At 38.5% G+C, this 24,941-nt stretch carries 31 protein-coding genes; 3 read left to right on the forward strand and 28 right to left on the reverse strand.

Annotation, left to right across the window (positions count from 1 at the left end; translation table 11 throughout):
- Genes FM071_RS05640 through FM071_RS05650 form a run of 3 tightly spaced genes read right to left on the reverse strand, consistent with a single transcriptional unit; the run spans window position 1 to window position 2,638 of the window.
- Window positions 1–957, reverse strand: coding sequence for a thiamine pyrophosphate-dependent dehydrogenase E1 component subunit alpha (locus FM071_RS05640; protein WP_193109715.1), 957 nt, complete (start codon window positions 955–957; stop codon window positions 1–3).
- 2 nt (window positions 958–959) lie between these two features.
- A complete protein-coding gene (locus tag FM071_RS05645; protein WP_193109716.1) occupies window positions 960–1,700 on the reverse strand; it encodes a DUF6629 family protein in 741 nt (246 codons plus the stop codon).
- A gap of 20 nt (window positions 1,701–1,720) precedes the next feature.
- Window positions 1,721–2,638 (reverse strand): LOG family protein, encoded by a 918-nt coding sequence (locus FM071_RS05650; protein WP_193109718.1) that lies wholly within the window; start codon window positions 2,636–2,638, stop codon window positions 1,721–1,723.
- Window positions 2,639–2,787: 149 nt separating this feature from the next.
- Between FM071_RS05650 and FM071_RS05655 the strand changes: the two genes are divergently transcribed.
- From FM071_RS05655 to FM071_RS05665, 3 genes are read left to right on the forward strand one after another with little or no spacing between them, the layout of a single operon-like run.
- Window positions 2,788–5,355: a plasma-membrane proton-efflux P-type ATPase gene (locus FM071_RS05655; RefSeq protein WP_193109720.1), complete on the forward strand. Its 2,568-nt coding sequence runs from the start codon at window positions 2,788–2,790 to the stop codon at window positions 5,353–5,355.
- Entirely contained in the window at window positions 5,356–5,805 is a 450-nt protein-coding gene (locus FM071_RS05660) for a permease (RefSeq protein ID WP_193109721.1), read from the forward strand.
- Window positions 5,802–6,314 (forward strand): permease, encoded by a 513-nt coding sequence (locus tag FM071_RS05665; protein ID WP_193109723.1) that lies wholly within the window; start codon window positions 5,802–5,804, stop codon window positions 6,312–6,314. Before FM071_RS05660 ends, FM071_RS05665 begins: the two co-directional genes overlap by 4 nt.
- 1 nt (window position 6,315) lies before the next feature.
- Here FM071_RS05665 and gap read toward each other — a convergent pair whose 3' ends face one another.
- The 25 genes from gap to FM071_RS05790 all read right to left on the reverse strand — a co-directional run bounded on the left by gap (window position 6,316) and on the right by FM071_RS05790 (window position 24,941).
- Complete coding sequence (gene gap / locus FM071_RS05670) at window positions 6,316–7,323, reverse strand: type I glyceraldehyde-3-phosphate dehydrogenase (RefSeq protein ID WP_193109725.1); 1,008 nt, start codon at window positions 7,321–7,323, stop codon at window positions 6,316–6,318.
- Between the two features lie 13 nt (window positions 7,324–7,336).
- Window positions 7,337–8,239 (reverse strand): beta/alpha barrel domain-containing protein, encoded by a 903-nt coding sequence (locus tag FM071_RS05675; protein ID WP_193109727.1) that lies wholly within the window; start codon window positions 8,237–8,239, stop codon window positions 7,337–7,339.
- Window positions 8,239–8,829, reverse strand: coding sequence for an HdeD family acid-resistance protein (locus tag FM071_RS05680; protein ID WP_193109728.1), 591 nt, complete (start codon window positions 8,827–8,829; stop codon window positions 8,239–8,241). Before FM071_RS05680 ends, FM071_RS05675 begins: the two co-directional genes overlap by 1 nt.
- A gap of 3 nt (window positions 8,830–8,832) precedes the next feature.
- Window positions 8,833–11,247, reverse strand: coding sequence for a phosphoenolpyruvate synthase (gene ppsA / locus FM071_RS05685; protein WP_193109730.1), 2,415 nt, complete (start codon window positions 11,245–11,247; stop codon window positions 8,833–8,835).
- A 68-nt stretch (window positions 11,248–11,315) separates the two neighbouring features.
- Window positions 11,316–11,720: an arsenate reductase ArsC gene (locus tag FM071_RS05690; protein ID WP_193109732.1), complete on the reverse strand. Its 405-nt coding sequence runs from the start codon at window positions 11,718–11,720 to the stop codon at window positions 11,316–11,318.
- Complete coding sequence (locus FM071_RS05695; protein ID WP_193109734.1) at window positions 11,717–12,040, reverse strand: ArsR/SmtB family transcription factor; 324 nt, start codon at window positions 12,038–12,040, stop codon at window positions 11,717–11,719. Before FM071_RS05695 ends, FM071_RS05690 begins: the two co-directional genes overlap by 4 nt.
- Window positions 12,041–12,120: 80 nt before the next feature.
- The gene (locus tag FM071_RS05700; RefSeq protein ID WP_193109736.1) at window positions 12,121–13,011 is read right to left on the reverse strand and encodes a cation diffusion facilitator family transporter; all 891 of its coding nucleotides are present in this window, start codon (window positions 13,009–13,011) and stop codon (window positions 12,121–12,123) included.
- Between the two features lie 9 nt (window positions 13,012–13,020).
- Window positions 13,021–13,386: a thioredoxin family protein gene (locus FM071_RS05705; RefSeq protein ID WP_193109738.1), complete on the reverse strand. Its 366-nt coding sequence runs from the start codon at window positions 13,384–13,386 to the stop codon at window positions 13,021–13,023.
- A gap of 9 nt (window positions 13,387–13,395) precedes the next feature.
- Window positions 13,396–14,097, reverse strand: coding sequence for a cytochrome c biogenesis CcdA family protein (locus tag FM071_RS05710; RefSeq protein WP_193109739.1), 702 nt, complete (start codon window positions 14,095–14,097; stop codon window positions 13,396–13,398).
- 1 nt (window position 14,098) lies between these two features.
- Entirely contained in the window at window positions 14,099–14,341 is a 243-nt protein-coding gene (locus tag FM071_RS05715; protein ID WP_193109741.1) for a thioredoxin family protein, read from the reverse strand.
- Window positions 14,342–14,349: 8 nt separating this feature from the next.
- Window positions 14,350–15,300, reverse strand: coding sequence for a permease (locus FM071_RS05720; RefSeq protein WP_193109743.1), 951 nt, complete (start codon window positions 15,298–15,300; stop codon window positions 14,350–14,352).
- Window positions 15,301–15,385: 85 nt separating this feature from the next.
- The gene (locus FM071_RS05725) at window positions 15,386–15,691 is read right to left on the reverse strand and encodes a hypothetical protein (RefSeq protein WP_193109744.1); all 306 of its coding nucleotides are present in this window, start codon (window positions 15,689–15,691) and stop codon (window positions 15,386–15,388) included.
- The gene (locus FM071_RS05730) at window positions 15,681–16,013 is read right to left on the reverse strand and encodes a DUF4282 domain-containing protein (protein ID WP_193109746.1); all 333 of its coding nucleotides are present in this window, start codon (window positions 16,011–16,013) and stop codon (window positions 15,681–15,683) included. The genes FM071_RS05725 and FM071_RS05730 overlap by 11 nt, the downstream gene beginning before the upstream one ends.
- Window positions 16,014–16,043: 30 nt before the next feature.
- Window positions 16,044–17,177, reverse strand: coding sequence for a protoglobin domain-containing protein (locus FM071_RS05735; protein ID WP_193109748.1), 1,134 nt, complete (start codon window positions 17,175–17,177; stop codon window positions 16,044–16,046).
- A gap of 1 nt (window position 17,178) precedes the next feature.
- Window positions 17,179–17,628, reverse strand: a complete 450-nt coding sequence (locus FM071_RS05740) for a Crp/Fnr family transcriptional regulator (RefSeq protein ID WP_193109750.1) — start codon at window positions 17,626–17,628, stop codon at window positions 17,179–17,181.
- Between the two features lie 3 nt (window positions 17,629–17,631).
- Window positions 17,632–18,732 carry a potassium channel family protein gene (locus FM071_RS05745; protein ID WP_226960498.1) on the reverse strand — a complete coding sequence of 367 codons (1,101 nt, stop codon included), beginning with the start codon at window positions 18,730–18,732 and terminating at the stop codon, window positions 17,632–17,634.
- A gap of 29 nt (window positions 18,733–18,761) precedes the next feature.
- Window positions 18,762–19,982: an NAD(P)/FAD-dependent oxidoreductase gene (locus tag FM071_RS05750; RefSeq protein ID WP_193109752.1), complete on the reverse strand. Its 1,221-nt coding sequence runs from the start codon at window positions 19,980–19,982 to the stop codon at window positions 18,762–18,764.
- A 23-nt stretch (window positions 19,983–20,005) separates the two neighbouring features.
- Window positions 20,006–20,386 carry a carboxymuconolactone decarboxylase family protein gene (locus FM071_RS05755; RefSeq protein ID WP_193109754.1) on the reverse strand — a complete coding sequence of 127 codons (381 nt, stop codon included), beginning with the start codon at window positions 20,384–20,386 and terminating at the stop codon, window positions 20,006–20,008.
- Between the two features lie 84 nt (window positions 20,387–20,470).
- Entirely contained in the window at window positions 20,471–20,716 is a 246-nt protein-coding gene (locus FM071_RS05760; RefSeq protein ID WP_193109755.1) for a hypothetical protein, read from the reverse strand.
- A gap of 15 nt (window positions 20,717–20,731) precedes the next feature.
- Window positions 20,732–20,974: a hypothetical protein gene (locus tag FM071_RS05765; protein ID WP_193109757.1), complete on the reverse strand. Its 243-nt coding sequence runs from the start codon at window positions 20,972–20,974 to the stop codon at window positions 20,732–20,734.
- A gap of 2 nt (window positions 20,975–20,976) precedes the next feature.
- Complete coding sequence (locus tag FM071_RS05770) at window positions 20,977–21,729, reverse strand: sulfite exporter TauE/SafE family protein (protein ID WP_193109758.1); 753 nt, start codon at window positions 21,727–21,729, stop codon at window positions 20,977–20,979.
- An 11-nt stretch (window positions 21,730–21,740) separates the two neighbouring features.
- Window positions 21,741–22,103, reverse strand: a complete 363-nt coding sequence (locus FM071_RS05775; protein WP_193109759.1) for a rhodanese-like domain-containing protein — start codon at window positions 22,101–22,103, stop codon at window positions 21,741–21,743.
- 3 nt (window positions 22,104–22,106) lie between these two features.
- The gene (locus tag FM071_RS05780) at window positions 22,107–22,502 is read right to left on the reverse strand and encodes a rhodanese-like domain-containing protein (protein WP_193109760.1); all 396 of its coding nucleotides are present in this window, start codon (window positions 22,500–22,502) and stop codon (window positions 22,107–22,109) included.
- Window positions 22,503–22,567: 65 nt separating this feature from the next.
- The gene (locus FM071_RS05785) at window positions 22,568–23,536 is read right to left on the reverse strand and encodes a lipid A deacylase LpxR family protein (protein WP_193109761.1); all 969 of its coding nucleotides are present in this window, start codon (window positions 23,534–23,536) and stop codon (window positions 22,568–22,570) included.
- Between the two features lie 115 nt (window positions 23,537–23,651).
- The gene (locus FM071_RS05790) at window positions 23,652–24,941 is read right to left on the reverse strand and encodes an alginate export family protein (protein WP_193109762.1); all 1,290 of its coding nucleotides are present in this window, start codon (window positions 24,939–24,941) and stop codon (window positions 23,652–23,654) included.

Genomic DNA, 24,941 nt, shown 5'->3' on the forward strand with positions numbered 1-24,941 from the left:
CTACACCTCCTCTGCAAACACATGCTCAAAAAGAGCATCTACTTCAGGTTCAGCAGCCGCTTTTGCAAATGTCACTGCATCATCAACCTCTTTTTGAGCTTTTTCTTCCAGTGTACTGATATCTGCATCGCTCAAAAGATACTTCTCACGCAACACAGCTTTAAAGTGTTCTATCGGATCTTTTGCCTTACAATGTTCCATCTCCTGCGCACTTCTGTACGCATTGGAATCACTCACAGAATGCCCTTCAAAACGACAGGTAAAGGCCTCTATGAAGATAGGACCGTGCCCTTCTTGTATCTTGGTCTGTGCCTCACGCACGACATTGTAAACTGCCTCGGCATCCATGCCGTCAACACTGTATGTCAGCATATAAGGCTCTGCCTTCTTTACCTGCTCTTTAAAAGGAGCCGCACGGGTAATAGCAGTACCTATGGCATAACCGTTATTTTCACACAGAAACAGAAGCGGCAGTTTTTGTGTGGCTGCATTGTTGAGTGACTCAAAAAAAGCGCCGCCGTTTGTTGCACCGTCTCCGAAGATGACCATCACACCATCTTCACTGCCTTGAAGTTTTCTCGCATAAGCACATCCCACTGCGTTTGGAATGTGTCCACCGACAATGGCATCGCCTCCGTAAAAAAAATGTGAAGGCTCAAAAAGGTGCATACTGCCGCCTTTTCCACCGCTCACGCCGCTTGCCTTGCCAAAAAGCTCCGCCATAACGGCACTCGGTTCAATTCCTCGCGCCATTGCCATGATATGCTCACGATAGGTAGAGAAGATGTCACCTTTTTCAAAAGCTTTTACAGCTGCGACACTGAGCGCTTCCTGCCCAATGTCCAAATGTAAAAACCCTGAGATATCTCCTTGCATATAGTGCTCTTTAGCTGCATACTCAAAGGCACGGCCGCGTACCATTTCAAAATAGATATTCTCTGCTTCTAGTTTATTCATCATTAAGCCTTTTTAAAAGTAAATAATCGTTTTTTATTCAAAGCATCCAACTCACTGCTTAGCTTATCACTGAACTCAGCACTCTTTAACTTGAGGTCTTGTAAGAATTTTATACGACGCTCTACAAAGTGGAAATACAAAAGCCCACTGATAACCGCAGCATAAAGACACCAAAGTGATGTAAACCCGTAAGGGCGTAACAGATAAATTATCGTAAGACCTATGAGATTTAACACACCAAAGAGTGCCACGGCAATGGAACTGCTCAGCATCAAGGCTCCACAGGTCGTAAGCACATAGATAGAAGCATCATAAATATTGGCTGTCCATGGATTGTTATAAAAAAGTGTGTTATTCACTACTCTTACCGTACTCGGAACCGTAGCAAGTCCATACATAGTATAAACAGCAAGCCCAAGACCTAAGAACGTTAAAATGCCGACAAGTTTTTTTCTGTAACCGTCCTTTTCAATGAGCCAGATGGCAAGAGGTACTAAAAAAGGAAGAACTCCCTGTGCATAGTAAATGAATATACCGGCAGCAAGCTCCAAGGCTCTTGGTTCTATATGCCCGCCCACACCAAGCCATACAAACCCCTCTGTAAATTGATGCAGAGCAAAAAGTAGCGGCAGCGAAGCAAAAACAACCTCTCTTGGCGTACTAACCTTTGTCAAAGTAAGCAATCCTATAAGCCCGATAGCACCTGAGAGTGTAAAATTCAACACTGCGAAATAGATATCCATTTATCTTCCTTTTGGCTCCTTTAATCAAAGAGCGGACTTCCTTTTTCTTTATGCCATGAGAGTACATGCTCCCACGCCTCATCGGCATTGTCTGCAAATTTAAAGATATCAAGATCTTCCGGAGCTATCACACCCTCTTCTTGTAAGAATGCAAAGTCGATCGCTTTTTCCCAATAACTCCTGCCGACCAGAACTACAGGCATATTTTGTGTTTTTCGTGTCTGCATCAATGTCAATGTTTCAAAAAGCTCATCAAATGTTCCAAAACCGCCCGGATAGACTACCAAGGCTTTTGCCCGATTTAAGAAGTGCATCTTTCTTACTGCAAAGTAGTGAAACTGAAAACAGAGATCCGGCGTGATATATGGGTTTGGAAACTGCTCATGCGGCAGATGGATATTAAGACCTATGGTCTTTGCACCTACATCGTACGAACCGCGATTTGCGGCTTCCATAATACCCGGCCCACCCCCGGTCATAACAACGACCTTACAATCATCAGCACTTTTCCCGCTCTCTCCGACAAGTCGTCCAAAACGGCGAGCATCTTCATAGTAGATACTTTTACCGACCATTCTCTCTGCTATATAGAACTCACGCAGCAACTCTCTGTCTTCAGGCTTTTTATCAAGTTTTTCCTGAATGACCTTAAGCTTCTGCATCGCTGTTTGATGTTCCATAATGCGCGCACTTCCAAAGACAACGATTGTGTGTTCTATCCCGTGTTTTGCAATTTCAAGTTCTGCTTTAAGGTAATCAAGTTCAAGACGGATACCACGAGTTTCATTAGATTCCAAGAACTCACTGTCCTCAATTGCAAGTTTGTATGTCGGGCTGTTTTTGATTGTATTGATAAGTTCAATTGCCTTTGGCTCTTCATCTTCAAGTTTCGGATGTTCCCAAGGAAGTTTTGTCTCTCGTTTTTTTGTTCTTTTCATAATTTATTGCCTTAAAACTTCAAAATATCTCATATAGTTTAAATTCTACTCCCTTTCATCTTAATATAATATTATCATTTAGCGCATGTTATATTTCATTGGAGTATAATTACTCCATAGTGAATAAATTATTATAAAAAGGCTTGCAAATGAGCGGTGCTAATGATTTAAAAGGTTTAAGTCAAGAAGAAGTCCAAGAGCGATTACAGCAGTATGGATACAACGAGCTTAACGAAAAAGAAGAGAGTTGGCTGCATCGGCTCTTTAAAAGATTTTGGGGACCTATTCCCTGGATGATAGAAGCAGCGGCAGTGCTCTCTGCACTTGCACACCGATGGGAAGATTTTACCATCATTGTTATTTTGCTTTTTGTAAATGCTTTTGTGGACTTTTATCAGGAGTCAAAAGCGCTTAATGCCATTGCAGTGCTTAAAAAGAAGCTGGCCCGCAAAGCCGTTGTACTGCGTGAGGATAAATGGCAGGAGATAGACGCCAAAGAGATCGTTCCCGATGATATCGTCAAGATAAAAATAGGAGATATCGTACCCGCAGATGTTATACTCCTTGAAGGAGCTGACTTTTTACTTGTCGATCAGTCTGCGCTTACGGGCGAGTCGCTGCCTGTACATAAAAAAGCAGGTGATGAGCTCTATGCCAACGCCATCATAAAACAGGGCGAGATGATAGCCAAAGTTACGGCAACAGCAAAGAACACCTACTTTGGAAAAACAGTAGGTCTGGTCGCCAAAGCCCAAAATGAAGAGGTAAGTCATTTTCAAAAGATGGTGCTCAAAGTCGGTAACTTTCTTATCATTCTGACACTCTTTATGATAGCCATCATTGTCTATCACGGCATATCTACAAACCAGCCAACAATGGAACTGCTCATCTTCGCACTTGTTTTGACCATATCTGCAATTCCTGTCGCTATGCCTGCCGTATTGACCGTCACCATGGCCATCGGAGCACAGTCCTTAGCTGCAAAAGAGGCGATAGTAAGCCGTTTAGCAGCCATTGAAGAGATAGCGGGAATGGATGTGCTTTGTTCTGATAAGACAGGAACACTTACACAAAATAAAATGAGTCTGGCAGAGCCTTATACTGCTGATGGTTTTAGCAGCGATGACTTAATGATCTATGCTGCCTATGCAAGCAAAGAAGAGAATCAAGATCCGATTGAGAAACCTATTTTTGATTATTTGCATGAAAAACACCTTTCAAGCGTACTCACAACCAAAAAACTGAAAAAATTTCTTCCTTTTGATCCTGTTCATAAAAGGACAGAAGGAATCTATGAAGATAAAAACTGTGAAATCATCTACACAAAAGGTGCTCCGCAGGTTATCATCGAACAGAGTGATGATAAAGAGTTTGACAAAGCCGCCGCTTATAAAGCAGTGGAAGATTTTGCTTCCAAAGGTTTTCGTACACTTGGCGTTGCGTTTAGAAAATGTGAAGAGGATGTGTATCATTTTGTTGGGCTGATTCCTCTTTTTGATCCGCCGCGTGAAGATTCCGTTGAAGCCATTGCCGAAGCAAAAGCTAAAGGTGTAACGGTAAAAATGGTCACCGGTGATAATCTCGCAGTTGCCAAATACATCGCTTCACTACTGAATATCGGTGATAATATTGAAGATATTCATACACTCAAAGGTGAATCTGTCGAAGAGTATATCTACCTTTCAAAAGTGCTTTCCAAAGCGATTGCCGAGTCCATGCATCCTGATGCTTCTAAAGATGAAATTGAAGAAATCGTTAAAAAAATCATGCAAAAAGTGCAAAAAGAGCTCTATAATATGCCTCTGCCAAAAGGAAGCGTTAAAAAGCATGAGTCTGAGATCATTGCGCTTATCGAAGATGCGAACGGTTTTGCTCAGGTTTTCCCTGAAGACAAATACTTCATCGTAGATGAACTGCAAAAAGCTAATCATATCGTCGGTATGACAGGTGATGGTGTCAATGATGCACCGGCACTCAAAAAAGCAGACTGCGGTATTGCCGTAAGCGGCGCTACCGATGCAGCACGTGCAGCTGCTGACATTGTTCTTATGTCTCCTGGACTGACCGTCATTGTCGATGCCATTAAGCAATCTCGTCAAATTTTCGAACGAATGAAAAGTTATACTATCTTCCGTATTGCCGAGACTATCCGTGTCATTATCTTTATGACGTTGGCTATTGTTGTCTATGATTTTTATCCTATTACAGCACTCATGATCATCATCTTAGCTCTTTTAAACGACATCCCTATCATGACCATTGCCTACGATAACACAAAATTGCGTGAGAGTCCTGTTCGATGGGATATGAAAGAGGTTTTTGTACTGGCTTCATGGCTTGGTCTTGCAGGGGTAATATCTTCATTTATGCTCTTTTGGATCTTGATCACTTATATGCAGCTGCCGCTTGCATTTGTGCAGAGTGTTTTCTTTGCCAAGCTCGTTATAGCCGGGCATGGAACGATTTACAACACCCGTATAGATGATTGGTTTTGGAAACGTCCTTGGCCGTCTTGGACACTTTTTAATGCAACGTTTTTCAGTCGTGTTGCCGGAACAATCATAGCAGTCTACGGCTTTGGTTTGATGGAACCTATCGGCTGGGAATGGGGTTTAGGAATGTGGGCTTATGCACTTACATGGTTTGTATTCAATGATGCCGTTAAGATGGGTGTGTTACGTTATTACAGAAAAAAATACAATGAAGATATTATCTAAATGACGGAAAATATAGCCAAAAGACTCAAAACTGCAAGTAAAAATACACTCAAATCATTAGCTATGATTGCACCTATGATACTTGCTGTCATCGGTCTTGTCGGGCTTTTTGAGATCTTTATCACCCCAGAGATGATTCATTCTCTTTTTCATGATGCCGTCATTCATGATACACTCATCGGAACACTTGCCGGAGCTGTCTCGGTCGGACAGCCATTTTTGAGCTACATTATAGGCGGAGAACTTTTAAAAGAGGGTGTCTCTTTTTATGCGGTCACTGCTTTCATACTCTCATATGTTACCCTGGGTGTGATTCAGCTGCCTTTGGAATTTTCCATTTTTGGTATGAGATTTGCCGTTATTAGAAATCTACTGAGTATTTTGTTTGCTATATTAATTTCATGGACAACGGTCTATACGATCCATCTCATTGAAAGGATCTTTGCGTGAGTACACAAAAATCACCAAAGAACAAAAGCGGCATTATTATGCTTGGCATTGTTATTCTGCTCTATACCATACTCTACTTCTATCATCCCGATAAAATTATTGCATCGTTCAAAGCCAGTCTTGAAACATTAAAGATGATAGTCCCTATTTTACTTATCGTCTTTTTTCTCATGGCACTGCTGAACACTTTTATAGATGAAAAAAGTATTGCAAAGCATTTGGGAGAAGACAGTGGAGTAAAAGGCTGGACTATTACCCTTTTTGGCGGCATATTAAGCCATGGACCAGGATACATCTGGTACCCGATGCTAGAAGAGTTACGAAAAAAAGGAGCCCTTGACGGGCTTATAGTGGCATTTTTATATGCACGTTCCATTAAGCTTCCATGGCTGCCGCTTATGATAAGCTATTTTGGACTTACGTTTACATTTGTTCTTAGTTTTTACGTTATTTTAGGCGCATTCTTTCAAGGCTTTATAACAAATAGACTTTCCAAAACTATTCACTAAACTACATATTCTCAGCGATATAGTCCGCTACTTCTAAGAGTCGTTGAGAGTAGCCATACTCATTGTCATACCATGCCATCACTTTGATCATTCTATTGCCCACTACAGAAGTAGAAAGCCCGTCGACTATAGAGGAGTGACGATTACCTATGATATCTGAAGATACTATCTCATCCTGTGTAAATTCCAAAATACCATTTAACTCGCTTTGAGAAGCTTCTAAAAAGGCCTTATTGACATCATCAATACTCACCTCTTTATTCAGCAGTGCCACAACTTCTGTGATTGCTCCATCAGGAACAGGAACACGAAGCGCCATAGCTTCCATTTTCCCTTCCAACGCAGGGATAACTTCTACTGTAGCAATAGCCGCACCTGTCGTTGTCGGAATAATATTTACTGCAGCTGCACGACCGCGTCTACGTTTTTTAGCACGCTTATCAACAGTAACTTGTGAAGATGTGTAAGCATGTGTCGTTGTTATCATCGCATTCTCTACACCGAAGTTTTCCTCAAGCACTTTCATCACAGGAGCCAAAGAGTTTGTTGTACAAGAAGCATTTGAAATGATATGATGCTTTTCATTGTCATACTCTTTTTCATTAACACCTTTTACTATTGTCAAGTCAACATTCTTTCCAGGAGCTGAGATAAGCACTTTTTTCGCTCCCGCTTGAATATGCTGCACAGCTAATGTGCCATCGGTAAAGCGTCCCGTACAGTCTATGACGATATCTATGCCTAGATTTTTCCATGGCAATTCCAGTGGATTATGATTACTTACGATTGTGATTTCATGCCCATCAATGATAAGTTTATTCTCAGCCGTAGCAATGTCAAAATCTGCTCTTCCATGGACAGAATCATATTTTAAAAGATATGCCGCATCTTCTACACTCGAAGTATTTGCAGCAACGATCTCACAGTTTTTTGGAAGGTTGTTTATATAATGTCTAAGTACTTGATTTCCAATACGTCCAAGTCCATTAATTGCTACTCTTTTTTTCATTTTTTATTTCTCCCTATGCAAGTAATTTAAGTGCTTCTTTTACTGTTGCATCTTCAGCAGTTATCGCGTAGATGGCATTTGCCATTTTTATTGCTTCTTTAAGCGGTCTTTGATGGATATTTCTGCCCGTTCCGTTGCCACGGCTGCCGCCTTTATGTATCTGCTCATACAACTCTTCTAGAAACTCTTTTTCATCTATTTTTGCGCCGCCTTCACAGAGTACCCCTGTTCTGCCTGCTGCCATCGTTGCCTCACGCAATAGTTTTGAGCTGAATTTACCTTTTTTGTTAAAAGGTACTTTGAGTTTTACAAAGTCTGCACCAAGTGCAGCACCTACACCTGCAGCACCCGCAATGAGATGCCCATCATGTTCATCTTTTACAAATCTTCCTTTTGGATAGATCCAAAGTACACATAGAAGACCGTTCTTATGGGCTTCATGCACAATGCTTGCTGCCTGCGTGAGCATCTCATGTTCATACGCACCGCCAAGATAGAGCGTGTAACCCACACCTTTGATGTCAAGACCGCTCTCTTTTGCAAACTTAACCACATCACCCACACTCAGCCAAGCCTTTGAATAAGGGTCTATTTCGTCATAAGGTACGAGGTTCGTTTTTGAATTGAGTTTGACAAGATACGGAATGTTGTTGTAATCTCGCCCATATCTGCTGATAAGCCCAAACTGCGTTGCAAAAACTCCAATCTTAGCCTGTGAAGCAATCTGAAACATATGTTCAGGAGAGTTATCTTCAAGTGGGATATCTTTGCCGTAAAAATCATTGTTAAGATGCTCGACCTTTTGGTCACCTGCAAAAAGCATCAAGCGGTTTTTCCCGTTTGTTGCCTCTTTCAAATTTTTTTTATATATAGAAACTTTGTTTGCGGGAACATCCGCCGGAATATTGAACTTCATTATTTATCTCCATCTTTATCTTCATCATCTATATCTTGCACAAAGGCACCGCCAAGCAGTAATGCAACACCATCAAAGAGCAGACTGATACCGACTAAAATTCCAATAAGAAAAAGTGAACTCATCGGCCAGCCGATAACAAACAGTACACCAAGAGCCAAAGAAGTTATAGCGTTAAAGAGCCATACAAGCCATATCTTTTGTGGTCTGAGTGAAAGAGCAAGTGAAAAACCTGCAAACGCATCTGAAAAGAAGTAGATAGCAAAGACAAGCCCCAATGCTGCTGCACCTTGAATAGGATAGTAAAGAATGAAAAATGAGGAGAGAACAAGTATAAAGCTCTTGAGCCATCCATGCCAATCTTCTTTATTACTCCTGTAAGTCATCACACCTGCAGAAATTCCGGCAAACATCATCAGATAAGCAACCAGCATAACTGTAGTAACACTCATAAAAGTAGGAAAGAAAATCCCGATAGCACCAAAAAGGACAAATATACTCCCACTTATCTTTGCATGTTTTTTGAAATTGTCTACAAGGTTTTTATTGATATTCATCTCAAGATTTAAATTTTTATGCCATTTCCACATTTTCTATCTCCCTAACTCGGTTTCGAGTTTACCGATATTTTCTATCGTTTTTAACACAGTGTCCGGATTGAGACTCATAGACTCGATTCCAAGACGCACAAGATACTCTGCCATTTCCGGATAATCTGATGGTGCCTGACCACAGATGCCGCTGTGACGATTGTTGCGTTTACACCCTTCAACTGCGAGACGGATCATCTCTTTGACGCCCTCATCTCTCTCATCGTAATCAAACGCGACCACTTCACTGTCACGGTCAACACCTAAAGTAAGCTGCGTGAGGTCATTACTTCCGATGCTAAAGCCGTCAAAAAGTTTACTGAAGTTGTCTATCTGAATGACATTGTTTGGAATTTCACACATCACATAGATCTTCAGTCCGTTTTCACCCTGTTTGAGTCCATATTTTGCCATAGTATCAAGAACACGCTGTCCTTCATCTATACGGCGGCAAAATGGTATCATCAGTATGACATTGTCAAATCCCATTTCATCCCGTACACGCTTCATAGCTGCACACTCAAGTGCAAACCCCTCTTCATAACGTGGATGCGCATATCTTGAAGCACCGCGGAAACCTATCATAGGATTATCTTCTTTAAGCTCAAAAGTACTGCCGCCAAGCAGTGTCGCATACTCGTTTGACTTAAAGTCACTCATACGAACGACACATGGTTTTGGATAGACGGCAGAAGCGATGGTTGCAACACCTTCGGAGAGCGTTTTTACGAAAAAATCTTCCATATTTTCATAAGCTTGGGTAAGCTCTTGCAGTTTCGCGCGTGTTTCATCATCGACTTGTTCAGGATGTTTGAGTGCCATTGGGTGTGCTTTGATGTATTCATTGATGATAAACTCCATTCTAGCCAGACCGATACCGTCAACCGGTAAAGATGCAAGGGAGAAAGCGATGTCGGGATTACCAAGGTTCATCATGATCTCTGTTTTTGTTTTAGGCAGATGAGAGAGATCTGTTTTGATGATCTCAAAATCCAAAATCCCTTCATAGATATGCCCCTCTTCCCCTTCTGCACAACTCACGGTAACGGCATCTGCATCTTTGAGCACTTCGGTCGCATTGTCACAGCCAACGACAGCTGGAATGCCTAGCTCACGTGAAAGTATCGCCGCATGGCACGTTCGTCCGCCTTTGTTAGTGATGATGGCAGCAGCTATCTTCATAATAGGTTCCCAGTCAGGGTTAGTTGTATCAGCGACAAGCACTTCTCCTGCTTTAAAGGTGTCAAGCTCTTTGACACTTGCAATGTAGTGTGCTTTCCCCTGCCCTATCTTCGTACCAATAGCCTGTCCGGTAACAAGCAGTTTGCCTTTTTCTTTGAGATGATAGGTCTCTAGGATCGTGCCTTTTTTCTGACTCTGCACTGTCTCAGGACGAGCCTGCACCATATAAAGCTCTCCGTCTATACCGTCTTTTGCCCACTCCATATCCATCGGTTTATGGAAACCGGCTTTTTGAGAATAGTGGTTTTCAACTTTGATGGCATAACCGGCAAGCACCATAACATCATCGTCTGTTATACAAAAGTGGGATTGTTCTTCTGGTGTTGTCGGGATATTTTTCGTATATTCAACGGCAATGTTGTCAAGGTTGATGGTATCGGTAAATATCATCTTTTTCTCTTTTGAGCCAAGTGAGCGTTTTAAAACAGTGCGGAAACCTTTGCTATATGTCGGCTTATGCACATAAAACGCATCCGGATTTATCGTTCCCTGAACGACATTCTCACCAAGCCCAAGCGCTGCATTTATAAAGACAACATCTTTAAAACCTGTTTCCGTGTCGAGAGAAAACATAACTCCACTTGCACCAATGTCACTGCGAACCATTTTCATCACAACAACAGAGAGATAGACCTTCAGATAATCAAAACCGTTATCATATTTATAGTGAATGGAGCGGTCTGTAAAGTTTGAGGCAAGACAGCGTTTGTAAGCATCGAGGAGTTCATCTGCATTTGCGATATTTAGGTAAGTGTCATTCTGTCCGGCAAAAGAGGCTTCGGGAGAATCTTCAGCAGTTGCAGAGGAACGTACGGCAAGTGAGAGACTCTCGCCATATTCTTCTTTGAGTTTTTCATATGCGGCTAAGATATCGGCTTGTAGATCATCGGGCAGTCTGCAGCTGTAAACTATATCGCGGCAGTTCTCTCCTGCACGCTGCAGAGCATCGACATCATTTACATCCAAACTATCAAGCTGTGCATGCAGTTTTCCCCATGCACTATTACTTTCAAGTACATATCTGTAGGCACTCGATGTTACGGCAAAGCCGTTGGGAACGCGGACACCTTCACTTGTCAGGTTTTGATACATCTCTCCAAGCGAAGCATTTTTACCGCCGACTTCGGCAACATCTTCTATGCCTATTTCATTAAACCATTTAATATTTTGTGACATCTTACAACTCCATATATCTGTTATAAGATAATTTTACTCCTTTTAGAGTAAATGGAAGATGACAAATATCAACAAAGCTCTTTTTTGATGATTGGCAGCAGTTCTTTCTCCATTCGGTCATATGTTTTTTCATACTCTTCTTCAGCCTTGCCGCTTGGATCTTCAAAACCGACATGAATGGTTTTAACAGCTTTTGGAAACATAGGACAGGTCTCTTTTGCTGCATCACATACGGTTACAACAAGGTCAAAAGGAGTATCAAGTACGGTTTCGATTACTTTCGAGTGATACTCGTCTTTCCATTCTCCTTTTGACTCAAGTAGAGCCTTTGCATGAGGGTTCACTTTTCCGCTTGCTTTCACACCTGAGCTTTGTGCATGAACACAATCACCTAGTTTTGCATTGATCATCGCTTCAGCCATAATAGAGCGGCAACTATTTCCTGTACAAAGTATCAGCACATTTTTTTTCATATTTTGCATCCTTCATTTTCTGATGTTTTATTTAATTTTGGAAGTTTTACATCAAGATGACGTATCTCTTCTATAGCTTCACTTCTAAATCTGTCTATGGGACTGCGTAATGAATAATATGCCCACGTTCCTTTTCTCTCAACACGCAAAAATCCTGCATCTTTGAGTATCTTTAAATGGCGAGAAAGACGGGATTGTATCATATCGAGTGAATTTTGCAGATCACAGACACAACACTCTCCATTCTCATCTAAAAAACGCAGTAAAAGCACCCGTGTTTCATCATTTAATGCAGCGACTGTTCTTAAAAAATCTTCCATATTCACTCTCTTTTATTCACGTTATACAAGTATAGCAAATTTATTCCAATATATCAATATATCTTGATATATAATATTTCTTATGCGATGATATTTTTATTATCATCTCTCTCATATTCACACTGAAAAGTCGTGTGTTCAATGTCAAAACTGTCATGCAGCTTTTTCTCGAGTCTCTCAATAACGGCATTTGACACGGATAGCGGCACATCTTCGTTAAAATCCAAATGTGCTTCTAAATGGATATGATTATCATCAAGTTTCCATACGTGAATATGATGTACATTCTTAATCTCAGACTCTTCTTCAATAGTTTTGGCGATCTCTTCTATATCGATCCCTTCCGGAGTGAACTGCATCAGTATCGCACTGCTCTCACGAACAAGACCAAAAGATGCCCAGATAAGATAGAGTGCTATTAAGGCAGAAACCACAGGATCGATCCAAAAAAGTCCGAAGTAGTACATCAAAACACCACCGCCGACAACAGCCACACTTGTCATAACATCTGTTAAAAGATGCAGATAGGCCGCTTTTATGTTCATATTGTCATGAGCGTCATCTTTGACAAGTAGTACACTGGCAGCATTAAGTACAATACTTAAGGTTCCAAGCCCGATAACCCAGACAGAATTAATCGGCTCTGGATGATAAAACTTGTGAAAAGCTTCTATGACAAGAAAGATAGCAATTCCAATAAGCACCGAAGCATTGAAAAGTGCCGCCAATATCTCGGCACGTTTATAACCAAATGTCTTTGACTCATTATTTGGACGGGCTGCCAAACGGTTGGCAAAGTAAGCGATAAAAAGTGCCAATACATCACTGAAATTATGCATTGCATCGCTCAAAAGAGCCAGTGATCCTGACATTATTCCTCCCACAATCTGTGAAAGTGTAATGATGATGTTCAAAACGATAGTGATAAAAAGATTTTTACCACTTACATCGTGATGGTGATGTTCACTCATATTTTTTCCTTAATTAAAAAATTTTTTTATTTCTTGAGCTTCCAAGATACCGACATGTCTATAGATTTCATTGCCTTGGCTATCTACGACAATCTGTGTCGGAATCATCTGAACACGCAGTCTGTAAGCCGCTTCCCGCTCTTTATGAACATTGACAAAATAGATAGGATACTCGGGATGTTTCTGTTTTATCACATAAAGTTTTCTACCCATTACCTGACAGCTGCGACAGGTATCCGAGCCAACTTCAATAAATGTTCTCTTATGCTTACCTATCTGCTGCAAAACTTCTGCAAAAGGAGTCTCGCGCAACATTGGTTCCTGTCCAAAAAGATTGAACACCATAAAAAGTGTTACTAACAATATTTTTTTCATCACTTATCCTTAAATTTGTAAATATGCTTCATAGAAGAAATAGACTCCAAAAAGCAGTAAAAGAAGTGCAAAACTCTTATTTATATAATTTGAAAATTTTGTCACTCTTTTGTTTGACACAATACTTTGCGTAAATCCGACTGAAACACCTGCTAAAAGTAGTAAAAGCGAATGCCCAAGAGAAAAACTTAGTATCAAACCATACGCATACAAATATCCACTGCTGCCTGCCGTCGTTATGATGGCAAAAAGCGGTGCCGATGCACAAGGCGTACTCACAAGTCCAAAAATCAGACCGATCATCAAGCCGCCAAAGAGTCTATACTCGATAAAGTGCTCGATGATAGAAGATTTATCCAACTCACCCAAATATCCAAGCGCATACAGAGCGATCAAGATACTGACAACACCTGCAATGACATACGCCCACATCGGCGCAACAGAAAAAAAGCCGCCGAATTTTGCAACAATGAAACCAAGCACAGAAAAACTAAGTGCCACGCCAAGTGCAAAAAGAGCTGTAAAAGCATAAGTATAAAGCACTTTTTTATGCCCGCTCAAATCTTTGTTCACAGCCACTGCACTTGCAACAAGCAGAGGGACAGCAACAAGTGAACACGGTGCTACAGCGGTAATACTCCCTGCTCCAAATGCTCCTAAAAAGGCTAAATATGAGTGAGCATTAAGAAGTGCTAACAGCGTTTCCTGCACTTTATTTTTGTGCTTCTTCTATCATCTTGACCACTTCATCGACTGTTGGTACTTTACCTGTTGATTTAACAACACCGTCAATCACAAGTCCGGGAGTGCTCACTACATTGTACTCCATAATTTTCATGATATCTTCCACTTTTTCCACCTGATGAAAACCACCGACTTTTGCAACCGCCTGTTTCACAACTTCTTCAAGTGTTTTGCATTTTGCACAACCTGTTCCTAAAATTTCTATTTTCATTTTTTCTCCTATTGTAATATAAAGTTAAAGAGATAACCTATACAGATTATCCCAAATCCGACAATTCCAAAGAATATGCCTATGAGTCTGACATGCAGAATTTTTTTAAGAATCATTGCTTCTGGAAGGCTGAGTGCAGTAATTGCCATCATAAAGCTAAGTGCCGTTCCAAGAAGCATGCCTTTTTCTGTCAACACTTCAACAAGCGGCATAACACCCGCTGCATTGGAGTACATTGGAATACCAAGAATAACAGCTAGAGGTACGCCGTACCAGTTATCGCCGCCGGCATATTTGGCTATAAAATCCGCAGGTACATATCCGTGAATCAATGCACCAATGCCAACACCGACAAGAACATAAAGCCAGATCTGTTTAAAGATGTCATAGGTATAGTGCCAAGCCTCTTTTGCACGCTGTTTTTGCGACATCTTCACTTCGCCTACATCTTCAAGCTCTCCTTCCATCGGTTTTACATCGAGTAAGATGTACTTTTCTAAGTTCATCTTACCTATAACAAAACCTCCAATTATCGCGACAAGCAGTCCAAAACCAATGTAAATTGCCGTAATCTTCCATCCAAAGAGCGTAAAAAGCAAGGCAATAGCTACCTCATTGTTCATAGGTGAACTTATAAGAAATGAAAAGGTCACACCTAATGGAATTCTTGCCTGAATAAAGCCCAAAAACAATGGAATGGCACTGCATGAACAAAATGGTGTGATGATACCGAAAAATGCTGCGAGAATATTTCCGTATAGTTCCGATTTTCCCTGTAGGTGAGCTCTTACATATTCGGTATTGAAGTGTGTTCGCAGGTATGAGACGACAAAAATAATGACAATAAGCAAAAAAAGAATCTTTACCGTGTCATAGATAAAAAAGTTGATAGTGTCATTGAGCCTGCCGCTCAATCCTAACATATCAACCGTAAAATAGTTAACTAATGACTGCCACATATAAATCCTTTACAAATATTATAAATTATAACAAGATTTTATTAATATATCAATATATATTGATATATTAATAAAGAAAAATTCACTAAATGAGCTTTTCAAATGCCTCTGTTATCGCTTCCGCCTGCGTGAGACCTTCTAAAAATATCTCACCGTCCAAAACCAAAGTCGGATCTTTTGTTATACCCTGTTCTATAGCTTTTTGCGGGTCATGTTCAAAAGAAAAACGCACACGAATCGGTAAGTGCTTAATAGCACAACTTAAGCGTTTAGAAAACTTTGCACAATCGAGTCTACTTCCGTAAATAAGAGCTTCATGGAGTGGATACTCTGCGTGAGAGGCATTGAGAACCTCCCCAGCACTCATTTCGTGACAAACATTATCTTGCATTTTGCATCTCCTTAGATATGATATGAAGGTAATCATGCATGTCAAAGTAGCCTATCATAGCTTCAAACATCATTCTCCAGCATAACTCCATACATACAAACATCGTTATCATAACAAACCAAAAAACTTTTTTCTCAGTCACAGAGAATGAATTGTAAAAATCATACAATTTTTCATATCCCGCTTTAACTAATGCAAAATGTTCCATCAAAAAAGATCTGAAAAAGTACATAAAAGCAGGCATAAGCACAGCTCCGATATAATAAAAGAAAATCAAAATATCTTGCGTAATAAAATTGTTAAAAGTTAAAAATTCCCACATAATTCAGTTCCTTAGCAAATAATAACACAACTATTTATTATATAAAAAAATAGTCATTTTAATGATTTCACACAATAAATCAACTGATTCAAGAACATAAATACGATTTGATATTTCTTTGACTGAAACACCTACATAAATTATTTTTTCTTCATCTCCTGGCAGCATGATGTGTTTCACTATATCATAAGAAGAAGTTTCAGGTTTGTCATCAGAGATAAGCATCTTTTCTATTGCCCAGGCAAAATTTTCCTGTAAAAGTTTTGTAATATTTTGTTTGACAATTTTTTCATCAGTTTTTTGGTTGTCCCGTATTGTTCTGTTATAAATAACATCCGTTATAGAACGAATAACATTCAGTGAACTGTTTAAACTTAAAAATGAAGTGATCTGCAGATCGTTCAAAGACCTTTTGATATAGTTTTTCAAAGTCAATGCCTCTTTCTGGCGTTTTTCGCCTTCTTGTGCATTTTCGATCAAAGTGCAGTATCTTTTTACAGTCGCTATATCTAATCCTACCGCTTTAAGTATATCTCGGTATGGATCGATCTTTTGCAAATGTCTTTCAAATTTCTCTTTTGCATTTATATTGATCTCGTCACTTTTACCTTCTATAAGAGCATCTATATTTTTAGAGCAGTGCATATAAGCGGCATTAAATTCATTCATAGCCAAAGAGAGATTATTTGCACGGTAAGGGGAATTTTCAATATTCTTTTGTTCAAAATACTCTTCCACCATGATTGTCTCTGCAACTTTTAAATATTTTATCACAAGCTTCAAATCACTCATAAGTGATACATCTCTTGCTGCTTGTGCAAGAATCAGTTTTGAAAGCAGATGGTATCCGTACGACATATGAACAGGGTCCAGCCTGATGTGGTAGTGAACTATTCCTACTTTGGCAATTTTTTCATACAAAGTTTCATCAAAAGGCTCACTCAGTAAAGAGATGATGAATGCAATCTGTTTTTTCTTTAAGAGATCAATTTTATTTACAGGTATAAAAACTGAAAATTCAGGTTGTGTCAACAACTCTTCATAAAATTTGTCCATGATTTCATCGACATATTTTGCTATTTTTTCAATAGCCTCTTTCCGCTTTGGCAAATCTTTTGGATCTAAATCATATATCTCTTGTATTAATCTAATTTTATTTTTCATATTAAAGCACCTCTTCTAATGTTTTATACATCTCTGTTAATTTCTTGTCACTGTTTCGTAAAAATCTCATAAGCATATTCATACTTCTTTGCATTATTTTCACACCGATTTGTGGATTTTTTTGGCAAAATTCAAAAAATTCCTTGTCACTTATTTCCGCTATTGTACAGGAAGTTTTTGCTTTAATTGTTGTTAAGCTCATACCACTGTCTATAAGAGAAGAAAAAGAAAAAAATATATCATCATCTTTTGTAGCTTCTATAACCTCGATATCCTCACTTGAAGAGTTTTTAATAACAGCTATTTTCCCTGAAAGCAGATAAAACCCGCTTTTATATTTTTCTCCTTCACTGCGGATCAAATCATCTTTGTTTATCTCACGGTTTGTAAACATTTGTAAAAACTCCTGTTTCTCACCCGTATCTAAATCATTGAAAATTTCTTTCTCCATTGCTTACCTTTTCATCAAAATTATTGCACTAAATTCTGTTATTGTAAAATCATCATCAGGATTGATGATAACATTCTTTTGGATTTCACTGTTTTTTATCTTATTTAAAAGTGTTTTATATTTTTGGGCATCTTTACCAAAGTGCATATTATTCAAAATAATCTTTTTCAACTCTTTGGCTGTTACATCATTTTCAATAACACCAAGTAAGATCTCTCTTTTGTCTAACAATGCATCAAAAGCTTCCTTATATGTTTTACCTGTAAAAGGATGTTTTTGCTGAATTTTAAAGTTGGAAGTTCTTAGCAGTTTTCGTATAACCTTTGACATCCCCGGTTCAGTAATTGATTTTGAAAGTAAAAAACGGTTATACTCTTCACTCATCACTATTTCATCGCATTTGCTTTTTAAAAGATAATTTTCATATTGCGGATTGATAATCTCTGCAATGATATATACTTCATTATTTAATGAACGGATGATGATTACAGTTTCCAATACCTTTGCATCCGAATACTCATCATGTGCATTAAGAATCATAACTCTGTCTGCTTTTTCAATATTTGCGCGTTTTAAAACTTCTTCTTCATTATAATTTCCCTGTACAAACTTTAGATCATATTCATTGAGTACATCTTCAAGTTCCGGAGGAAAATCATGATAAACGATGACGATATTTTTTCCATATTTCTCTACAAAACCTGCGAGAATATCTTTTCTAGGTGTTTTAAACCCGCATATTACAAGGTGATGATTTAGATTTTCTGTCATAAGATACCTCTTTTTAGAAAATATTTTTTTTGTAACCAACTGTGTTGTAAGCTGTGCAGTGAGTACTGCAACAGCGACAACGCCGCCAAAAATTGCCAACATTGCCATCAGGCGTCCAAATTCACTGTGAGGAACAACATCCCCATAACCGACAGTGGACACAGTCACCACCATATACCAAAAAGCATCAAAAAAATCTTTAAAGTTCTGAGGTTCAAGATATGGTAGGACAATAGCAATAACAACAACAAATACAGAATATACAAACAGATAAAAATTAGCTAACGAAAATTCAAATTTTTGCATCAATCTCTCTGTTTTTTCACGTATCATGTAATATGCTCACACATTCATATTTTGAGTTATAAAAATTTTACCAGTTTATCTGTCATTTCCAATGCAAAATCCGGTGGCATATGACCTTTATTAAAGTAAAGATAGTTATCAAATCCCCATTTCATCATTTTTGAAATGGGTGAATAAAAGGCTATATCTCTTTTTCCGCCATATAAAACATCTGATGCAATTAGTGTCGCTTCATGTCCACCCATATTCATAATACAAAAAACTTCCAATTCGTGCGCTGGGATTTCCACATCTTCGCCAAGCTCTTTAAGTAAACTAGCAGCTGCTATTGCACCTTGTATGATAGCAACATGACCAAGTTTAGGTTGTGCTAATGCTGCAATATCACCGGCTGCAAAAATATTGTCAAAGTCTAAATGGCGCATTGTTTTATCTGTCGGGATAAAACCTTTTTCATCGCCGATATTTGAATCTTTTAAAACTTGTGGAGCAGCATACGGAGGAATAATAATTGCCAGATCACAATCCATTTTCGTACCGTCTTCAAAAGCTACAAAATCTTTTCCTATTTCAGTCAGTACTTTATCATTTGAGAGATTCATCTGATACTCTGTCATAAACTTACCAATGGCCTCACGCGGAGTATCGCCTACATCTTCAAAAAATACTTCACCCGGAGTGAAAACATTTATGCTGTAATCTTCACCTCTTTTTTTGTCTTTGTCTTTTTCAAGATAATAATCCAGCATAAACATAATCTCACCAATAGGACCTTCACAAGGGGCACTAAGCGGCGGTGCATCAACACGTGTTCCCCATGTACTTTTTGCAGCACCTGTAACTACTTTGCCACCTTCGAAAGTTTTTACTCTCTCCCAAAGTCTTTGTGCCTGCTCATCATCACAGACAGAATAACCATACTCTCTAAAACCTTTTATAGCATCATAATCTTTGACAGCACCAAGTGTCACCATAAGGTAATCATATTCGACATTTTCACTATTTTTCAGCATTAACATATTGTTTTTTTCATCAATATGTGTTACTTCATCTTGAATAAATTCAGCTCCACGACCCTCAAGAGTATGCTTAAGTTCAACAAGTGAATGCGATAATGGCGCACCCTCGAATGCCACCTCAGGCAATGAAGGTTTTAAAAGTGAATGAGAGCGTGAGTCAATAACTGTAACATCTATTTTTTTACCTATAAGGTGACGAATTTTGTAAAATATATGCAACCCTGCAAATCCTGCACCTAAAATAACTACTTTTTTCATAATATATTCCTTTTTTTCCTATTTTATTTATCTTCATGTTCTTTGATAATTTTAAGAACATCTTCTGCTGCACCGACGATACCACTAAACGCAGCATGTCTCACTATTTTTACCACTGAGAGAAGTTCTTCTTTAGAAACACCGGCATTTAATGCAGCATATGTTAAAGTATCAATGCATGACTGATCTTTCATTCCAAGTGCGGCAGAAAAATAGACCAAAAGAGAGGTTTTTGGATCAAGTGCATTTGTATCACTCTGCATACTCATTTTAGAGCTCATTGCCTGTTCAACAAGCATTTCCGGCGCTACACCCTGTGCTAGACGAATTGAATTAGGAACACCCTCATGTCCAAACTTTTCTTCCATTTGTGCTAAAACTTGTTCTGGCGTTGGCATTTGCATGACAAACTCCTTGTAAAATTAGATTGAGACAGGTGAAATCCTATCTTCAAAACACTCTGGAAGCAGAGTGTTTTAAGCATAGTTTTACTTCTCTTTCTGCGCACATTTTTTTGCACGTATCGTTTCCAAGTTTTTAACTTTTTTATCCAATTCAAGCAACATATCATATTGCTCGCTTCCACTGAGATGATTCTTTTTCATAGATTTCTCTCTTTCTTCTATGGTTTCTTTCCATTCATCAAGAACTTCATCAGGTATAGTACAATCAAGTGCAGATTTTTTTTCATGATCAATAAGCCAATCAGCTATTCTAGCCATTACATGTAACATTGTAACCATCCTTTTCTAATCAGATTTCGTGCATTTTTTCGCGCGAATCTCTTTGATTTGTCTAACCTCTTTTTCCACACCTAACAGCATATCATACTGCTCGGTGTCAGTTTTATGATGTTCCTGCATTCTTTTTTTTCGCTCTTCTATAGTATCTAACCATTCATCTACTACTTCATCTGAAATACTACAGTCTAAGGCATCCTTTTTCTCATTCTCAAGCATTTTTGTAGCTATTGCTTTCAATATATGTAACATCTTTACGCTCCTATAAGCTTATAAATCATTTTTGCTGCTAAAAGCAGTAATACAACGGCAATAAGCTTTTTCACCTGTGAAGGCGTTAAACGGTAGTGCATTATTCTGTCACCCAAATAACCACCGATTATGGCTGCTACTGTCACGACACCTAAAAGCATCCAGTCCATATCTACAAAACTCAGATAAGTCGCAAATGCACCAAGCGTTGAAAACGGTATAACGAAACTAATGGCATAGGCAGCTTTTTTCGCATCAAAACCCAAAAGAATCAAAAGCGGCATAATAAGAGAGCCGCCGCCGACACCGATAGTCCCAGAGATAAGTCCTACACTGCCGCCAATAACATATAAAATCCATGCTTTGTCATATACAACTTTTTGTTCTCTGTTGGAAAACAGCAGTAAAAAAGCACTAATAACAATAAAAGCGACCAATATCCATTCAACTATCTCTTTATTGACATATTGACTTGCATAAGCACCCAAAGGTGTTGCAATCATAATAGAAACAATAAGAGGAATAGCAAATTTAATATCTAAAACACCACGAAAGAAATTCATAATTGATGCTGTAATTGTAGATGCAGAATTTATGAACAGTCCTATAGCTTTTGCAAGATTTAAAGACATATCCATCATCGAAAAAATAGGAACAAGCCCTATGGCAGAGCCGACTCCACCCATTGAAAAAAGAGTAGAAAGTCCCAATGTCAAAAAGAAATATATTGTATAATGTAATAATTCAGGACCCATCCATTACCCTTTTATAGATTGATTTTTTTTGCTTTGCCGCCTTTAAGTGCGTCCATCAGGCCTAACAGCCCACCTACAAGATACTTCACTTCAAAACCTTCACTTGCAAGATAGATTCGCGCCATGTTCGAGCGATCCGTTTTTGGACAAGCAACGACTATTAATTTGTCTTTTGGCAGTTCGTTCAGACGTTCCGGCAGCTCATTTGCCGGAATTTTCAAACCGAAATTCACTTGCCACACAGCTGTCTCAAAAGGTACACGAACATCAACGAGTTCACATTTTCCTTCATTATATAAAGAGACAAAATCTTCAATCTCTATACGCATATTGCTCATTTCACTTGGTACTATTTTTCTCGCTAATTCTTGCATGATTTATCCTTTAAGTTTGTTCATATAATCCCGTGCTTTATCACCACGCAGACCTTCAATAACTCCTAACATCCCATCTGTGAGATATTTTGCGTCAAAGCCCTGCAGTTTTAAATAGAGTCGTGCTATTTCAGCACGGTCATAGTGAGGACACATTGTTACTATGGTTTTGTTTTTATCTATCTCATCAAGTCTGTCCGGCAGCTCATTAAGCGGTATATGATCGCCAAAACCCAAGCTCCATGCTTCATGCTCTTCATTGAAACGAATATCTATGATTTGAATCTCGCCTTTTGTATACTGTTCAAACAACTCATCACGCTTTATTTTCATATCCTGTCGTTCTTGATAATCAAAACTTCTAAGATATTTATCAAACTCTTCTATTTTACTTTTCATAATTGATCCTTTGTATTATAACTAACTATTTAGTTAATTATATAACCCTTTGACTAAAAATAAACTTAGAATTTATAGCTATATAAAAAACCTCCAAAATAATTATTACTATTATCTTCTTTTATTGCCGGTGTCTGCCCCTGATAATAAAAACTTAGCTTGTGATTATCATAATATACATCAGCAGCAATAAATCCGGTCATTTTAAAATTTTCTTTTTCTGTTTGATAACCCTCGTCTTTTGCTTCATTAAGAATATAATTATAAGCGACACCAACCCCACTGATGCCCGTATCAAAAGAGTAGCCAAAGCCTTTATGGTTTTTAACACCTACCAATGTTGGCTCTTCACGCAGACATGGATAGTGTTCATTAAAATTTCTAACATAATTGCGACCTACACGAAATGCAGTTCCCACTAAGACTGAAGTATTAAAATTACCAAGAGAAACAGCGGCATTGTTAAACCAGTCGGCATCTAAATCATCACCAAGTTTACCTTCCCATGAAATTTCTCCGCAATTAACCAAAAGATTAGCGGTAAGCTGTGTGCCTAGCTGTGTATTCCAACCTGCAGGTTTGTCATTTCCTATGATTGCGTGAAAGGTGTCTTGTGTACTCTCAGCTAAAGATGCAGGCCCTACAATACCCAAATCAAATGCGTATTCTATAAAACTGTTGCTGTCTGATTGGATTAAATACGTTGAGAGTGCCAAATACCCTGCATAAGGGATATCATTGTATTGAGGAGTTACAATTGTTGTATCATCAGGTGTAATTATTATCTGTGTTAAACTTACACCCGCATTATAGTTTTTACTCTTATCAAGCTCTATTGAAAATTTATGAAGAGTATCTATCAAAAAATCAGTATAACCATTTTGCTCATTATCTTCCAACCATGCAAAGGTAGCACCATTTGTAAAGTGCCCGTCCTTACCTACAAAAAAATCATTATCAACGGCAAATGCAATCTGATCTGCGTTAAGAGAGATTGTACTCAATAAGAACAAAGACATTACTTGTCTCTTCATTTATCACCTTTTTTCAATAGACTCTAACACAATAAAACTTAATTATATCTATACATCAATAATTTTATATAAAAATGAGACTTAATTAAAAAGTATTACCTGTCTAAAAATAGACTTAGAGCTTATATTCAAACTGTAAAAATATATGTTGTGCATTATTGTCTGCAACACTATTTTTCACAAATGCTCCTGCTTTAAAATAGGCATAGATAAAGGAGAGTTTTATGTTCTTTACAGGCTTATAAAAAAACTCTGCGTCCATTTCATCTCCTAACTTCTTATCGGTGTAACCTGGTTTATTTTTATATCCATAATATGCCCACTTTCCATCTGCATCAGCCAGACTAAAATCATGATAGGTGAATTTTGTATCTATTTTACTATTTGGGTACAAATAAAGAGCAATTTGATTATCCTGCATATTCGACCAGCTCATCAAATCCATTCGCCCGTAGTGACTGCCGTCCGTTGAGCCAAAAGGCGTAGTGAAATCTTTGCCGGCATAGACTCTTCCAAGCACTATTTTTGGTTTGAGTAGTGTTTTTTTAAATTGATAACCGCCTTTGAGAACATAAGCAAAATCATTGATTTTTTTGCTGCCATCTTTGCCTGATTCATTTACATAGGTTGCATCATAAGTAAAACTGTTATAATCTTTTTCATATAAACGCGCACCTGTATAGCTAAGATACTCATAACTTTTATGCCCTGAGCTCATCTTTGGAATTAAATTATGTTTGTAAACATAAAAAGGCTCAACTGCTCCCTTTTGTGTCGTTTTAAAATGGCTGTAAACTACAGCACCTTCATAGAGATGCTTCTCAAACATACTAAATTTATTAGGATCTTTCGTTCTTGTTTGTCCGTACCAGGCATCTATGAAATTGTCATGAAACTTGTAAGAGAATCTCCCTGCATCCCAAAGCCAGCCAATAGTATTACCCCATTTTCCAGGGCCTATAATACGATTGTCACCATAAGCAATATCCTGACGCCCCACTTTAAAAGAGAGATTATCTATACCAAGCGATTTAAAAGTAAGAGAAGCGTCATAAAGTTCAAAATGTTCATGGTAAGGATTCATGGCATAAACATAAGGGGTATTTTTATTTTTTATGAAATCAAGATCAGTTAAAGAACTGCCCCACTCTCTTGCGTCATACATAATGAGTGAGTAGTCTATATTGGAAGTTTTATACTCTCCTCCAAGCATAATACGTTGGAGCAAGATAGTATCATCACTCTCACCTACTTCATCACCTTTGGCATTTATAGAATCATTTCCATACGCTTTTTTGTTAAAGCCATGCCAACTCTCTGCGCGCTCACGTAAAGAACCTAGTATGTTAAGAGTATCAGCATACACAAAAGATACCAAACTTAATACAAGCAGGATGTATTTCAT

Origin of the sequence: Sulfurimonas paralvinellae (genome assembly GCF_014905135.1) — a bacterium.
Taxonomy (GTDB): Bacteria; Campylobacterota; Campylobacteria; order Campylobacterales; family Sulfurimonadaceae; genus Sulfurimonas; species Sulfurimonas paralvinellae.